This is a genomic window from Alkalisalibacterium limincola (assembly GCF_008017755.1).
Classification (GTDB): Bacteria; Pseudomonadota; Gammaproteobacteria; order Xanthomonadales; family Xanthomonadaceae; genus Alkalisalibacterium; species Alkalisalibacterium limincola.
Genome location: NZ_VRTS01000020.1, coordinates 1 through 1,191 on the forward strand (window position 1 = coordinate 1; position 1,191 = coordinate 1,191).

Below are 1,191 nucleotides of genomic sequence, written 5' to 3' on the forward strand. Positions count from 1 at the left end.
ATGTCCAAGGAAAAGTTCGAGCGCAAGAAGCCGCACGTGAACGTCGGCACGATCGGCCACGTCGACCACGGCAAGACCACGCTGACCGCCGCGCTGACCAAGATCGGTGCCGAGCGCTTTGGCGGTGACTTCAAGGATTACTCCTCGATCGACGCGGCGCCGGAAGAGAAGGCGCGTGGCATCACGATCTCGACCGCGCACGTGGAATACGAGTCGCCGAACCGCCACTACGCGCACGTCGACTGCCCGGGCCACGCCGATTACGTGAAGAACATGATCACGGGTGCGGCGCAGATGGACGGCGCGATCCTGGTGTGCTCGGCCGCGGACGGCCCGATGCCGCAGACGCGCGAGCACATCCTGCTGGCGCGCCAGGTCGGCGTGCCGTACATCGTGGTGTTCCTGAACAAGGCCGACATGGTCGACGACGCCGAGCTGCTCGAGCTGGTCGAGATGGAAGTGCGCGAGCTGCTGAGCAAGTACGACTTCCCGGGCGACGACACGCCGATCATCCACGGTTCGGCGCTCAAGGCGCTGGAAGGCGACCAGAGCGACATCGGCGTGCCGGCGATCATCAAGCTGGTCGACGCGCTCGACAGCTACATCCCGGAGCCGGAGCGTGACATCGACAAGGCGTTCCTGATGCCGGTCGAGGACGTGTTCTCGATCTCGGGTCGCGGCACGGTGGTGACGGGTCGCATCGAGCGCGGCATCGTGAAGGTCGGCGACGAGATCGAGATCGTGGGCATCCGTCCGACGGTCAAGACGACGGTCACCGGCATCGAGATGTTCCGCAAGCTGCTCGACCAGGGCATGGCGGGCGACAACGCCGGCCTGCTGCTGCGCGGCACGAAGCGTGACGACGTCGAGCGTGGCCAGGTCCTGGCCAAGCCGGGTTCGATCAAGCCGCACACGAAGTTCGAGGCCGAGGTGTACGTGCTGTCGAAGGAGGAGGGTGGTCGCCACACTCCGTTCTTCAAGGGCTACCGTCCGCAGTTCTACTTCCGCACCACCGACGTGACCGGCTCGTGCGAGCTGCCGGAAGGCGTGGAGATGGTGATGCCGGGCGACAACGTGAAGATGGTGGTGACGCTGATCGCCCCGATCGCGATGGACGACGGCCTGCGTTTCGCCATCCGCGAGGGTGGTCGTACCGTCGGCGCCGGCGTCGTGGCGAAGATTTTCGAGTAA

Annotated in this window: 1 protein-coding gene; it reads left to right on the plus strand. The window is 65.4% G+C overall.

The features are described from left to right. A complete protein-coding gene (gene tuf, locus FU658_RS14195; protein ID WP_147892675.1) occupies positions 1–1,191 on the plus strand; it encodes an elongation factor Tu in 1,191 nt (396 codons plus the stop codon).

Bases quoted from the DNA above. Each gene is read 5' to 3' on its own strand.
- tuf (WP_147892675.1), top strand. From the start codon at position 1: ATGTCCAAGGAAAAGTTCGAGCGCAAGAAGCCGCACGTGAACGTCGGC.